Origin of the sequence: Cecembia sp. (genome assembly GCF_007126775.1) — a bacterium.
GTDB lineage: Bacteria > Bacteroidota > Bacteroidia > Cytophagales > Cyclobacteriaceae > Cecembia.
The window spans coordinates 1-12,658 of record NZ_SLAP01000200.1 but is presented as its reverse complement, the minus strand read 5'-3'; the positions used below and the strand labels follow the sequence as shown (position 1 = coordinate 12,658).

General features: G+C 41.3%; 10 protein-coding genes. 1 reads left to right on the top strand and 9 read right to left on the bottom strand.

Annotation, left to right across the window (positions count from 1 at the left end; translation table 11 throughout):
* The 3 genes from QZT73_RS13540 to QZT73_RS13530 all read right to left on the bottom strand — a co-directional run.
* The coding region (locus QZT73_RS13540; RefSeq protein ID WP_291788651.1) for a hypothetical protein at nt 1-230 on the bottom strand (230 nt) is incomplete at its 3' end.
* 522 nt (nt 231-752) lie between these two features.
* The gene (locus tag QZT73_RS13535; RefSeq protein ID WP_291788649.1) at nt 753-1,841 is read right to left on the bottom strand and encodes an MBL fold metallo-hydrolase; all 1,089 of its coding nucleotides are present in this window, start codon (nt 1,839-1,841) and stop codon (nt 753-755) included.
* 68 nt (nt 1,842-1,909) lie between these two features.
* Entirely contained in the window at nt 1,910-2,527 is a 618-nt protein-coding gene (locus QZT73_RS13530; protein ID WP_291781325.1) for a TetR/AcrR family transcriptional regulator, read from the bottom strand.
* A gap of 210 nt (nt 2,528-2,737) precedes the next feature.
* On the opposite strand from QZT73_RS13530, the gene QZT73_RS13525 reads away from it, so the two are divergent.
* A complete protein-coding gene (locus QZT73_RS13525) occupies nt 2,738-3,859 on the top strand; it encodes a Gfo/Idh/MocA family oxidoreductase (RefSeq protein ID WP_291788646.1) in 1,122 nt (373 codons plus the stop codon).
* Nucleotides 3,860-4,351: 492 nt separating this feature from the next.
* Here the strand turns inward: QZT73_RS13525 and QZT73_RS13520 are convergent, their stop codons facing one another.
* The 6 genes from QZT73_RS13520 to QZT73_RS13495 form a co-directional block, all read right to left on the bottom strand.
* Nucleotides 4,352-4,951: a hypothetical protein gene (locus QZT73_RS13520; protein WP_291781320.1), complete on the bottom strand. Its 600-nt coding sequence runs from the start codon at nt 4,949-4,951 to the stop codon at nt 4,352-4,354.
* A 71-nt stretch (nt 4,952-5,022) separates the two neighbouring features.
* A complete protein-coding gene (locus QZT73_RS13515) occupies nt 5,023-5,727 on the bottom strand; it encodes a hypothetical protein (RefSeq protein ID WP_291781318.1) in 705 nt (234 codons plus the stop codon).
* A gap of 271 nt (nt 5,728-5,998) precedes the next feature.
* Nucleotides 5,999-7,165 carry an MFS transporter gene (locus QZT73_RS13510; RefSeq protein ID WP_291788645.1) on the bottom strand — a complete coding sequence of 389 codons (1,167 nt, stop codon included), beginning with the start codon at nt 7,163-7,165 and terminating at the stop codon, nt 5,999-6,001.
* 31 nt (nt 7,166-7,196) lie between these two features.
* Nucleotides 7,197-8,852, bottom strand: a complete 1,656-nt coding sequence (locus tag QZT73_RS13505; RefSeq protein WP_291781312.1) for an amidase — start codon at nt 8,850-8,852, stop codon at nt 7,197-7,199.
* A 398-nt stretch (nt 8,853-9,250) separates the two neighbouring features.
* Entirely contained in the window at nt 9,251-10,651 is a 1,401-nt protein-coding gene (locus tag QZT73_RS13500) for an aldehyde dehydrogenase family protein (protein ID WP_291788642.1), read from the bottom strand.
* On the bottom strand, nt 10,648-12,288 hold the full coding sequence (locus QZT73_RS13495; RefSeq protein ID WP_291781307.1) for an acetolactate synthase large subunit: 1,641 nt from the start codon (nt 12,286-12,288) through the stop codon (nt 10,648-10,650). The genes QZT73_RS13500 and QZT73_RS13495 overlap by 4 nt, the downstream gene beginning before the upstream one ends.
* Nucleotides 12,289-12,658 lie beyond the last annotated feature (370 nt).

Genomic DNA, 12,658 nt, shown 5'->3' with positions numbered 1-12,658 from the left:
GTTAAATCCAAGACATGTACAGACCCATTAACTTGTGTAAACCAAATTTCATTTTCTATAGAGGTGCTTATATCCCAGGGAACCTGCAAGCCATTACCTATTTCTGAAATTTCCAATATGGAATTTTCCAATTGAATATAACCTACAACAGGGAAAGCTGGGAATTTTTCCTGTTTGGGTTTACAAGAGAAGAAGTATATAAAAAAAAGGAACAGGAAGGCTTTATTCATTTTCAAAAATAAAACTTAATATCAAGCTTTCTTACTTTTTTGTTTCAGCAGGACCTTGAAAGCAATAAATCGCGCAGTTCTATATGTCAATCCCTCATGGTCCATAAGGAATTTTATTATTTTTTCTTGATTGTCAAGGTTTAAAATTTGAATCATGGATATCCATTCATCAAGCCTCATGCCTGAGTTTTTGTAAAGGATTTCCACCATGGAATCGTCTATTTCGTCCATAGAAATTGGAAAGGTCGGAAAGATTTGTGTTCATTTAAGTAGCTAAAGGCAAGATATAAAAAAATTAAGTAAAAGAGCTCATTATTAGCGGGTTTTACAGAAATGGCAGGAAAGGGATATCCTGAGGTAAATCGGCTTTCTGAAGATGTAAGATATAAGGAGAAAGGGAAAAGCAAAATGGGATACTATAAAGGCATAGGAAATCCTCATTTTTGCATACTTTTTGGAGGAGTAATTTTATCTATCAAATAAACTTGTATTCAAATTATTGAAGATATATTTTAATAAAACTTACTTCCCAAAAGTCAATAAATTGGCTCCGAGTAGAGGCCTGATCAATTCCCCGTCAATTTTTTCTTTGTTTTCCCAAAGAATATCCCATGGCTCCATTCTTGGTTCATCGGAAAGATCAAAAGTTCCATAGTGCATGGGGATAAAATACTTTCCCTGCATCATATTGAAAGCATTTATGGCATCTGTAGGACTGATATGGGCCTGGGACATAAACCACTCCGGTTTGAAAGCACCTACACCCATCAAACAATAATCCGGAGAGCCTAGGGTATTGCTGATATCCTCAAAGTGAGGGCCATGTCCACTATCTCCCATAAAATAGACCGAAAATGCACCATTCTGAATATAAAAACCTCCCCAAAGACTTTTGTTTTCATCCAACAAACCTCTTCTGGACCAATGTCTACTCGGAACATAAGTGATACTCAGAGAAGAATCCTGTAAATTGTATTGCTGAAACCATCCTGCTTCCTGTATTTCCTGACCATTGCCCCAATTGTCAAGAATTGATCTTATCCCAAGTCCAGTGAGCACTTTAACTTTTTTATTTCTTTCAAGGAGGTATTTGATGGATTTTGAATCCATATGGTCCCTGTGGTTATGGGATATCAATAAATAATCTAAATCAGGAAGTAGCTCTATTGGAAAAGGCATAGGGCTTTCTCTTTTGAGGAAGGCATTGTCAAAGATAAGCGGGTCAATCAGTATGACTTTACCATTCAGCTGCATGAGAAAGGAGGCATGTCCCAGCCAGATTAGGTAATCTTCGGATTTGTGAAAAACAAGACTGTCAAAGGCAACTTGTAGTCTTCGATGCTCTGATTTCTTTGCTTCTTTTTGAGGGTTTTTACTCAGTTGCCATTTCAATAGGTCCCCAAAACCTGATTCAAAAGGTTGATAAAGATTGGTATACCTTCCATTTTGATCTAATGGGGTACCTTTCCAAGTAGAATCTGGCTTGATAGTTATCAATTCCGGGTTGTATACAAATTCAGGATACGGTTTTTTTTCAATGACTTTATTGACCATAATCAGTATAAAAATAACGGTCCCAAAAATGTAGAAGGGATACTTTTTATTTAACATCAATTAAAGAACATGATCAATACAGCTATTGTTCATTTCAATAAAAAATTTAAAATAAAAACCATAGACTATTGTCTATCAAGCATATATGAGAAAGCCATAAAGCTGTTCATGATCAAATTTTCTTTCTCATTGAGGTTGATCAGGTTAGATCGTTTGCTGATCTTTAGAGAAACCAAACCATGCAATGTGGCCAGTATCATATAGGTGGTTGCCTCAGCTGTCTGACCACGGAAGTAACCCATCATGATGCATTCGCGTACGCATTTCTTTAAAAGCTCGAATATGGCATCTCCTCCAGTCCATGTTTGAGCCTTGTCCTGAATCATGTGTTCGACAGGTGCTTCCAAAGTAAACATCAATTCATAGACGATGGGATTGTCCAAAGCAAACTGTATGTATTTTTTACCCATGGCTTTCATTCTTCCCATAGGGTCGGCTATAGCTGCCGGTGACTCCATTTCAGCCTTCAGATTAATGAAACCTTCATTGTGAAGGGCATGGAATATTTCATTTTTATCCCTGAAATAATGATAGATGATACCCGGACTGTACTCAATATTGTCAGCGATGTTTCTGATGGAGGTTTTTTCATAACCGTACCTAAAAAACAACGTACGTGCTGAATCAAGGATAAGGGTCCTTAAGCGCTCTTTCTCCCTAATTTTTCTTTCGGCTACTCCCATATTTTAATTTTAAACATGGCAAATCAAATAAACATCGTTCAATAATGCAAGCGAAATGCAATTAGCATGAAGAAAAATCTGCTTAGAAATGAAATGAAAGGCTGATTTTTTCATTAAATGAAGAAAACCAAGCTATTCGCTGTTTTCATTTGGAATTTTATATAAATTATAAGTCCAATTCATTCTGTCAACCTTAAACCTAAAATCACTATGCAATCAAGAAGAAATTTCATCCATAAAATTACTGCTTCAGCCATCAGTATCCCACTAGTTGCGGGTATTTCCCCAAAGATTTTTGGTTTGACGGAGACAGCCTACCACAATGAAAGTGAATTAAAGGTAGCCATTATGGGGCTTGGCAGTTATGCCAATCGGGTAGCCGATGCCATGAAAGATTGTAAAAGAGCCAAGGTGACAGGAGTTATCAGTGGTACCCCTTCCAAAATCAAGGATTGGCAAGCCAGGTTTAATATTCCTGATAAGAATTGTTACAATTACGAAAACTTTGATGGCATAAAGGATAATCCGGATATTGATGCGGTATATATCATTACCCCCAATGCTTTACATCATCCGCAGACACTAAGGGTTGCGGCTGCTGGAAAGCATGTTATATGTGAAAAGCCCATGTCGATTAATGCCCAAGAAGGCAGGGAGATGATTGAAGCATGTAAAAAGGCTGGCGTACATCTTTTGATAGGTTATCGCATGCATTTTGAAGCCAATACATTAGAAATAGTCCGGATGAGAAGGGAAGGAGAATTAGGACCAATCAGATTTTTTCAAGGCCTGAGTGGTTTTAAAATTGGTGACCCAACCCAATGGAGGTTGAACAGGGAATTGGCTGGAGGAGGTGCCATGATGGACATTGGCATATATGCTATCAACGGTGCCCGGTATATGGTGGGAGAGGAGCCAATTTGGGTGACGGCACAGGAGGTCAAAACCGATCCGGTGAAATTTAGGGAAGGAGTAGATGAGACCATTACTTTTCAACTAGGGTTTCCATCAGGGGCAATCGCTTCTTGTCTTTCTACTTACAATATGAATTACCTTGACAAGTTTTATTTGAATGGAGATAAAGGTTTTGCAGAGATGCAGCCTTCCACCGGTTATGGTCCGATCCGCTCTTGGACGCATAAAGGTAGGTTGGATTTACCTCATGTGACCCATCAGACCACCCAGATGGATCAAATGGCTGCAATGATTTTGGATGGTAAAAAAGCCATAATACCCGTAGATGGAGAAGAAGGTTGGAAGGATATGGTGATCATTGATGCTATTTTCGAAGCGGTCAAGACAGGTAAGAAGGAGGAAATTAAGTATTTGTAATGTAGACGGGATACTTTTTGGAACATTAAGGGGTTAAGGGATTCATTAAGTCGGATTTCTGATGTTGGAAGGTGGAATTTAAATTTGCGAAAATCTACGAGATCTGCTTCATCCCGATGCTCCGGACAGGTTCAGCTTCCAATTGGGCAATAAGGCGGATTTTATGAGCGAAACTTATGAGAACCACTCCTTTATTGTCTTAATACCAAAGTCTTGTTGGAATATCCCGTGGTGTTCCAGTAGGTCCTTTTCGTTGAAGAGGATCATACGGATAGTGCGTAACCGTGTTCGAAATACCAATTAACCTACTGTAGATATTTAGATTTAGGAGATTCAAAAGTTCAACGTTCAATGTTTTGAACTATTAATCTAGACTCCTTTTCCTGATTCCCTTTTCCCTTTCCCTTTTACCTTTATCTTACCCTGCACTCTGGCCCCTCACTAAAAAGCTCTACCAGAACTTTTCTTAACGCTCGGTCCTCTTGGTTCTTCCTATTTCAACCATTCATTATAGAACACTGCTATTTCTCTTGGCCTTCGAAGTTCTTTGTTCCTGATATTTTCAAGCAATTCCGGGCAGTCCTTAAAATAGATTTCCAAAGCATTCATCCTTAGTCCCAATAGCCCTTGGGTAACCCTGATAAAATAATCTTCATCCTTTCTTTTAAAGAGTTCTATCCGTTCTACTATAGAAGATTCCTGGTCTAACCATTCCCAATGATAATGGGTCAAATATCCACTTTCAATAACTTTGAAAAACTGTTCTTTTCCGAAGTTTTCCCTGCTGAGGTATTCGATTTTTAGGAAGCGTGTATTTATCAGCATCCAATGGCTTTCAAATTGGTCTCCACCTCGAACATAGCCTTTTAGCTGTTTAGGACTATATTTTTTTATAAAAAGTCCACTATCCTTGAAGCGGATTTTTTTGTAAATTTTGGCAAATGGTGCTTCTTTTCGGTCCTTGACCAAACCGCGAAGGGTATCAAGACTTTTGGTAACCACATAGCCGGGCTCATAACCTTTTTGTGCTTTTACCTTTGAAAAAGCCGATAAAAGTAAAAATAATGATAGGAAAAGGATAGGTTTTGACATGGAGAGCTTAGTTGTATATTTTCCAACATTTTATTTTATTTTTTTGAATTTACAAAAAATGCAATCTATCCTCATTCCTCCCATTCAACACCAAAAGGTGACATCCTGAAAAACCGGCCTCTGACCTCTGCATTTTCTACTTTCAGGTATTGGCCGTTTTCAGATTTCAACAAAGCATTGAATCTTACAGTGGAAACGACAAAATCAGCATTGTTTATAGATATTTGTTCAATGTCGGAAAGGGTTACATTAAAAATCGAATTGGCCACGCCTAGACTGGAATAGCTGATTCCGTTTTCAAAATATTCGATAACAAAATTCCCGAAATCTTCAAAATCAGTTGCCAATCCATATTGGGCCGGCTTAAATAAATTGAAAAAGGATTCCCGGGTACTGAAATCCATACAGGAAAAAATAGCCCTGACTTCTAGGGCTTTTTTAAAATAATTGATTTCTGGATCGTATTCGCCCAAGACTATAGATGGTCCCAAAAAAGGATTTTCAAAATAAGTTTCATAACCTTCCCCACAATTTCCCGCGCCTTGTGCTGAAATCTGAATGGGGTCTAAATCGGACCAACAATTAACTTCTTGTCTGATTGGCCGGCGATTGCCGGATTGATTGGGGTTGCCATCATAAAACCTTAGAATAAAACCACCATAGTGTACGGTTTCTGGTTCGCAGGAGAGAATTAGTTCATCCTCATTATTTTCTAAACATGCACTAAAGGAAAAAATAATCAATGCAGTAAAAAATAAGAGAGGATTATTTTTCATAATGTGGATCAGGATGTAAAAATATAAGAACTAAAGATAGTGATTTTACGCTGATCTGGAATAAAAAGTTTTTTAAAATGAATCTTTTCTGAACTGGCCATGCCCATCACATTTTTTCCCTCGAAGGTATAAACATCTATGCCATATTTGATGCTGTGTTCCTATTCTGTCCACTCTGGCAGGGATTTGAGCATTGCTATTTCTTCTTTCGATTGTTCATTTTTCATTTTTGGCCAGGGAGTTGTTGTTAAAATATGCGAAAATTTGGGTTTTAATTGGATATAAAAACTTCCTTTTTGAAATGAAAAAGCCCGATCAGTGGCCCAATGCCAAGGATTAAAAACAGGAATTCGGTAGAAATAAGCGGGCTGAGAAAATTTAATAATTGAATGCTGATTACAGAAATACCAAAGCCAATAGAATTGACGATGGTCAGCGCGGTACCCCTGTTTTTTTCTGGGGAGTTTTGAGCTACCAGGGTGGAGAACATGGGGGAATCAGCCGTGACAGCCAAACCCCAGAGCAGCAAAAATAAAAGGAAAATCAGCATGGATCCCTGGATAATCAAGAATGGAGAAAGCAAACAGCAGACTCCCGAAATGCTCAGCGCCCATTTGGCAATCTTATTGGGAGGGAATTTTTCTGACATGAAACCTCCCATAGCGCAGGAGAGACCTCCGATGCCGATGATTGAAAAAGCCATAAAGGGAATATCAAAATCAAATTGGTGGCGCAGTCCATAGTATTGGATCATCAGTGGAACAAAAGCCCAAAAAGCATATAACTCCCACATGTGGCCAAAATAACCCAAAGCTGCGGCACGAAATGGTTTGATGTTGAAAACTTTGAAAAACACCGTGAAATCAAGGGATTGACTTTTCTTTCGGAAAGGACCGTTAGGAACAAAAAGGAAGATCACCAAACCGCCGATTACAGCTAAGATGGAAGTCGTGTATATCACAAACCTCCAGGGAAGTTCATTTGTCATGCTCCGGACCAAATGCGGAAAGGCAGTACCCAAAACCAAAGCACCCACCAATAAACCCAAGGATTTGCCTAATCCTTTTTGGAAATAATCAGCAGCGATTTTCATTCCTACAGGATATATCCCTGCAAGGAAAAATCCAGTACCAAATCTCAAAAGGAGGATATGCAATCCTGAAACACCGGATAAACTTACCCCAAGGTTGAAGCAGGCAGCTATCACTGCACTGATTAGGAACACTTTGGAAGGAGAAAATTTGTCTGCAATGGTCAATACCGCAAAAACCAAGGTGCCGGCAATGAATCCCAACTGCACCGCACTGGTAAGATGACCAAGGTATTCGGGCGCCAAGTTCAAGTCAGCTGCCATGTCGAGCAACACGGCATTGCCGGCAAACCATAAGGAGGTACTCAAAAACTGGGCAATGACTATGATGGGAAGGATGTGTTTCATCTAAAAACTTTACCGGTATTTTATCCAATGTTTACTTCAAGGGCTTAGGAATAAGGCCATGATAACGGTGTTGCGTCTGATAGGCTTTGGCAAGTGCTATCAGTTTGTCTTCAGCAAAATAATTCGCGATAAGTGTGATGCTGGTAGGCCTGTTTTTATCATCAAACCCGTTTGGCAGACTCAGGGCAGGGTGGCCGGTGAGGTTAGTAATTAGCATTTGCCTGCCTCCATAAGTGGGGGAGAGGATGATGTCATAATCTTTGATCGATTCATGAAAGCTTAAGATGAGCTTGCTTCGGTGTCTATTGGCTTGAATATATTCCACTGCGGGAATAAACCTGGCCTGTCGCAGGGAGTTGGCCCTTGACCCCTCATGCTGCTCCACCAATTGGTCTACTCCCCCAGAGCGGATTAATTCATCAAAAAACGCCCCTGATTCTGCCCTAAGAATGATATCAAAAGCTGCAAAGGGAAAGCTGTCCGGTAAGGTCATGGGTATGGGCTGAATACCCATTTCAGCCAGTTCAGTCAAAGTTCTTCGGTTATTTTGGCCAGTGGCTGAACTGTCCCTGTCAAAAAGGTCCTGAAAAATACCCACTTTAAGTTGAGCGATATTTGAAAAGGCTGCGGGTCTGAAATTGGCCTCTTTGGTGGTTTTGTCCGACGGATCTTGTCCGCGTATATAATCAAAAACAAGGGCACAGTCTTCTGCTGACCGGCAAATCGGCCCTACCTTGTCCATGCTCCATGAAAGGACCATAAATCCATGTTTGCTGACCGCTCCATAGGTAGGCCGAAGCCCTGTGCTGCCCGTCCGTGTCGAAGGGGAGATGATGGAGCCTAAGGTTTCTGTACCTATGGAAAAGGCAACCAATCCGGCAGCAGTGGCGGAACCAGAGCCTGCGGAAGAACCGGTAGCCCCTTGTTCCAGATCCCAAGGGTTTTTGGTTTTACCACCAAACCAAACATCGCCTCTGGCCAGGGTACCGGACACTGTTTTTCCGAGCAAAACAGCTCCTGCCTCTTCCAGTTTGCGTACCACGTTGGCCGTTTGGTCAATCACCTGATTCTTATAAGGGGCTGCCCCCCAGGTGGTGGGATAACCGGGAAGAGCGGCCAGGTCTTTGACCCCATATGGGATCCCATGCAGTGGCCCACGATAGATACCTTGGGCCAACTCTTCATCTGCACGTTTGGCTTGTGCCAAAGCAAGGGCTTCGGTTACTGTTACAAAAGACAGGAGTTGATCATCGAATAATTTGATGCGTTCAAGGTAATGGCTGGTCAGTTCAGTAGCGCTTATTTTACCAGTTTTGATTAAACCTGCCAGGTCCAAAATGGGGTAAAAAGCGAGTTCATCCATGTTATCAGGCATTACTGCTGTTTCATTGACTTTCCAGTCATTCAAGCCTTCATTTTGAGTAATTGGATAGTCCACAGGGATGGGGTCAAAAATCAGAGCAGGACTGACATCATTCTCCAAAGGAAAGTCGTGCATGCTTTCGTAGCCTTGTCGATTGCGGCTAAGGTATTCAAGCATGGTATCTATGGCCTTGTTGTCGAAACTGATTCCAAAAAGGTCCTGTGCAGCTTTTACCTTTTTTCGGGTGATTTTCCCAGCAGTATTTGCTAGAGTAAATCCAAAAATCACTCCTATGCATAGGAGCAACCATCCGTGTCTTTTCATGCTTTTAAAATAGAAAAAAAGATCGGATCTATTGTCTGTTTTGAGTTGTTCAGGCAGGATTCTTTTTTAGAGGGAAGAAGCAAGGGATAAGCATTTCGGGTTTCACCATTAAGCAGTTAAGAAAGTTTAGGAGTTCATTAAGGAAAATGCTATGTTTTCTCTGTGTGAATGTGGTTTTAATAGGCAGCAATCGTGATTGTTGCGTGAACCGAGGAATATTTCTCGCATCATACAAAACAGTTTTCACGCCACGGACGCAGCGGGAAAAGATTTAATCAAAACTTGAATAACATTCGAGGTTCCAAAAAACTCAAAGGATATTATCATTTTTAATGAAGTCCTTAATGCCTTAGCTCAAAATGGTTCCCTTTTCGAAATCTGCCTTTCTCCATCCCCCTTTACAAAAACCGACTTTTCACCACCATTAACTTCTCCCTTGTCATCTCATGCATGGAGTAGGGGATACCACCTAAACCTTCTCCGGAAGCATCACGCCCACCGAAAGGCATCCAGTCGACCCTGAAGGCAGTATGGTCATTGACCATGACGGCAGTGGCATTGAGTTTCTGGACTGTATCCAAGGCAATATCCAAATCCTTGGTAAATACTGCAGCCTGAAAATGATAGTTGAGTGCATTGGCCAATTTGATGGCTTCATCCCTCACTTGGTAAGGATAAACACAAACCACAGGCCCGAAGATTTCTTCTTTGGAAACCTGCACATCCTGTGGGGGGTTATAAATTACCGTAGGAGCAAAGCAGGAATCGGACAGTCTATGGCCACCGCATAAAATCTCTCCGCCCTTTTCTTTGGCCTCCTTTACCCATTCTTCAATCCTGTCCACTTCTTTGGGTAAAATCAAGGGTCCCACCTCTGTATTTTCGTCTAAAGGATCTCCAACTACCAGTTTTTTGGCCATTTCGGCCATTTCAGCAGCTACTTTTCCTGCAATGCTTTCATGCACAAATACCTTTTGCACAGAGACGCAAACCTGACCGGCATGGTAAAATCCACCCTTCACCAAGGCAGGGAGCATTTCATCCATCTTGGCATCCGGTTCTACAATTACTGGAGCTGCTCCTCCATGCTCCAAGGCACAGCGGGTCCCAGGTGCTAATTTTGATTTTAGGTACCAGCCAATTTTTGCTGAACCTATAAAAGACAAGTAATTGACCCTTGGGTCTGTGACAAGCTTTTCTGCAGCTTCATTGCCTGTAATGATAGACTGGACCCAATCTCGGGGTACACCTGCTTCTTTCAGTATTTTGATAAAAGCCAAACAAGAAAGCGGAGTAGTGGATGCTGGTTTGACGATTACCGGGCAACCAGCCGCAAAAGCCGTGACAGTCTGGTGTACAATCAGGTTCAAGGGATGGTTAAAAGCCGAAATAGAAGCCACAACACCAATGGGTTCCCTCATGGTAAATGCTATTCTGTTGATAGAAGCCTGTGTCAATCCCATGGGGATCTGTTCCCCTGTCAATCTGCCAATTTCTTCAGCGGCTATTTTAACTCCATTGATGGCCCTTATGACCTCCACTTTGGAGTCTGCATAGGGTTTACCACCTTCTTCAGCAGCTATTTTCGTCAGTTCTTCTATCTGGTCTTTCATCAAGGCCTGCACTTTTTCTAGAATAGCTATCCTTTTATATGCAGGAATCCATTGGCTTCGGTCTAAAAATAGGGCATATGCTTTTTGAAGGGTATTTTCCACTTCTGTCTCTCCCACCATGGGGATCTCTTTGATCAGACTTTGATCATAAGGGGAAAATATTTTCAATGTTTTACTTTTACTCATAATTTTTCTGCTTTCTCTTTTAACATAACATTTAAAATGGGATGATTCAGGGAATAATCTACAGAAAGATCGACCAATTTTACCCCTTTTGAAGCTAGGCATTCATCAAGAATATTCTGAAAATCCTGGTCTGATTCAGGTCGGTAGCCTTTGGCACCATAACTTTGCGCATATTGCACAAAATCAGGATTGTTGTAATCCAGTCCAAAATCATCAAATCCCATATCCTCCTGTTTCCATTTGATCATTCCATAAGCATGGTCATTCAGAATGATTACCGTAAGGTCCAATCCCAACCTTACGGCAGTTTCCATTTCCTGAGAATTCATCATAAAGCCCCCATCTCCACAGACTGCCACCACTTTTCTGTCAGGATAAAGCATATTGACCATCATGGCAGATGGTAATCCTGCTCCCATACTGGCCAAAGCATTGTCGAGCAACAAGGTATTGGGTTTATGGCAGATATAGTTTCTGGCAAACCAGAGTTTGTAAATACCATTGTCCAGGGTGATGATGTCTTCGGAAGTCAGTTTGTTGCGGAGTAAATTTACAAGTCTTTGCGGTAGCATTGGAAAACGTGTGTCTTCGAAATATTTTCCCAAATGCCCCTGCACCTCTTTCTTTATTTTTTCGTAAAAATCAAAGTTCCAATGTATTTGTTTTTTCACCTGTCCTGTCAATTGCCTGATGGAACTACTAATGTCTCCCACCACGTTCAGTTGGGGAAAATATACCTGATCCACTTCAGCAGGGGAAAAATTGACATGGATTACTTTCTTGCCACCATTTTCCATGAAAAAAGGTGGTTTTTCTATGACGTCATGCCCAACATTAATAATCAGATCCGCTGCATCGATTCCTACATGTAAGAAATCATTACTGGACAGGGCAGCTGTGCCCAGGTATTGCTGGTGCCTCTCGTCGATTACCCCTTTTCCCATTTGGGTATTGAAAAAATAAATACCTGTTTGGTCTACAAAATCCTTAAGCGCATCACAGGTGATTTTTCTGTTTGCTCCGGCACCGATTAATAATAAGGGATTTTTGGCTGCATGGATCATATCTACCGCCTTTTCGATGGCTGTTTCGTCCGGCTTGGGTATGATATGTCCTACAGGATCGTAGATTCGGTTTTCACAATCCTCCTGCGCGATATCCTCAGGTAGTTCCAGGTGAACAGCTCCCGGTTTTTCCTCAATGGCCAAGCGGAAAGCTTCCCGAATTTGAGCAGACATATTGTTGGAGTTTACAATCTGCTTGGTGTATTTGGTGATGGGACGCATCATGTCTACCACATCAATGATTTGAAAGCGTGCCTGCTTACTTTTCTTGATGGGTTTCTGCCCGGTGATCATGAACATGGGCATTCCTCCGAGTTGGGCGTAAGCTGCCGGCGTGACCAAATTTGTGGCTCCAGGGCCAAGAGTGGCTAGGCAAACACCAGGTTTTCCGGTAAGTCTTCCATAGGTTGCTGCCATAAAACCGGCTCCTTGTTCGTGACGCGTAATTATCAGACGGATTTTTGAGTTTTTGATCGATTGGAGCAAATCTAAGTTCTCTTCTCCGGGGACAGCAAAAATGTATTCCACGCCTTCGTTTTCTAAGGCCTTGACAAATAAATCCGATGCTTTCATAAAATAAGGTTTTAAATAAAAATGAATGTAGCTTACCTTATAGACACGAGGATTCTAAGTGAAATGTTTGATTTATATACTTCGCTGTTACCAATGGCACATTGTATGACGCATCACCCTAACGAAGGAAGGGGCCCCAAAAATAGAGGAGATTCCCCGTATTGCTACGGGGCAGGCTTTAGCTTCACGCAGAATGATGTTTTCTTCAATCTGTCAATGCTAGTTTTTAAAATTTGACATTTACAGAAAGGTAATGACAGTTATTGAAACGTCATGCTGAGCGGAGCTTGCGGAGTCGAAGCATCTCCCATATGATAGGAGACCCTTCGCTTCACTCAGGGTGACGGTTACTGTAGTCTGTCAATGGTAG

What these genes read in the sequence shown, in the direction of transcription:
- QZT73_RS13535 (WP_291788649.1), bottom strand. Translation starts at nt 1,841, where the DNA reads ATGTTAAATAAAAAGTATCCCTTCTACATTTTTGGGACCGTTATTTTT.
- QZT73_RS13530 (WP_291781325.1), bottom strand. Translation starts at nt 2,527, where the DNA reads ATGGGAGTAGCCGAAAGAAAAATTAGGGAGAAAGAGCGCTTAAGGACC.
- QZT73_RS13525 (WP_291788646.1), top strand. Translation starts at nt 2,738, where the DNA reads ATGCAATCAAGAAGAAATTTCATCCATAAAATTACTGCTTCAGCCATC.
- QZT73_RS13520 (WP_291781320.1), bottom strand. Translation starts at nt 4,951, where the DNA reads ATGTCAAAACCTATCCTTTTCCTATCATTATTTTTACTTTTATCGGCT.
- QZT73_RS13515 (WP_291781318.1), bottom strand. Translation starts at nt 5,727, where the DNA reads ATGAAAAATAATCCTCTCTTATTTTTTACTGCATTGATTATTTTTTCC.
- QZT73_RS13510 (WP_291788645.1), bottom strand. Translation starts at nt 7,165, where the DNA reads ATGAAACACATCCTTCCCATCATAGTCATTGCCCAGTTTTTGAGTACC.
- QZT73_RS13505 (WP_291781312.1), bottom strand. Translation starts at nt 8,852, where the DNA reads ATGAAAAGACACGGATGGTTGCTCCTATGCATAGGAGTGATTTTTGGA.
- QZT73_RS13500 (WP_291788642.1), bottom strand. Translation starts at nt 10,651, where the DNA reads ATGAGTAAAAGTAAAACATTGAAAATATTTTCCCCTTATGATCAAAGT.
- QZT73_RS13495 (WP_291781307.1), bottom strand. Translation starts at nt 12,288, where the DNA reads ATGAAAGCATCGGATTTATTTGTCAAGGCCTTAGAAAACGAAGGCGTG.